The 1,139-nt window shown below is 55.2% G+C and carries 1 rRNA gene; it reads right to left on the reverse strand.

Features of this window, described 5'->3' with window-relative positions:
- Positions 1-1,139: ribosomal RNA gene (locus ACLGGR_RS19165) — 16S ribosomal RNA — on the reverse strand; the annotation flags it as partial.

Consider the following 1,139-nt stretch of genomic DNA (forward strand, 5'->3'; position numbering starts at 1 on the left):
AATGCTGGCAACTAAGATCAAGGGTTGCGCTCGTTGCGGGACTTAACCCAACATCTCACGACACGAGCTGACGACAACCATGCACCACCTGTCACTCTGTCCCCGAAGGGAAAGCCCTATCTCTAGGGTTGTCAGAGGATGTCAAGACCTGGTAAGGTTCTTCGCGTTGCTTCGAATTAAACCACATGCTCCACCGCTTGTGCGGGCCCCCGTCAATTCCTTTGAGTTTCAGTCTTGCGACCGTACTCCCCAGGCGGAGTGCTTAATGCGTTAGCTGCAGCACTAAGGGGCGGAAACCCCCTAACACTTAGCACTCATCGTTTACGGCGTGGACTACCAGGGTATCTAATCCTGTTCGCTCCCCACGCTTTCGCTCCTCAGCGTCAGTTACAGACCAGAGAGTCGCCTTCGCCACTGGTGTTCCTCCACATCTCTACGCATTTCACCGCTACACGTGGAATTCCACTCTCCTCTTCTGCACTCAAGTTTCCCAGTTTCCAATGACCCTCCCCGGTTGAGCCGGGGGCTTTCACATCAGACTTAAGAAACCGCCTGCGAGCCCTTTACGCCCAATAATTCCGGACAACGCTTGCCACCTACGTATTACCGCGGCTGCTGGCACGTAGTTAGCCGTGGCTTTCTGGTTAGGTACCGTCAAGGTGCGAGCAGTTACTCTCGCACTTGTTCTTCCCTAACAACAGAGCTTTACGATCCGAAAACCTTCATCACTCACGCGGCGTTGCTCCGTCAGACTTTCGTCCATTGCGGAAGATTCCCTACTGCTGCCTCCCGTAGGAGTCTGGGCCGTGTCTCAGTCCCAGTGTGGCCGATCACCCTCTCAGGTCGGCTACGCATCGTCGCCTTGGTGAGCCATTACCCCACCAACTAGCTAATGCGCCGCGGGTCCATCTGTAAGTGACAGCCGAAACCGTCTTTCATCCTTGAACCATGCGGTTCAAGGAACTATCCGGTATTAGCTCCGGTTTCCCGGAGTTATCCCAGTCTTACAGGCAGGTTACCCACGTGTTACTCACCCGTCCGCCGCTAACATCCGGGAGCAAGCTCCCTTCTGTCCGCTCGACTTGCATGTATTAGGCACGCCGCCAGCGTTCGTCCTGAGCCAGGATCAAACTCTCCGA

This window comes from Bacillus sp. BD48 (genome assembly GCF_046566805.1).
GTDB lineage: Bacteria > Bacillota > Bacilli > Bacillales > Bacillaceae > Bacillus > Bacillus safensis.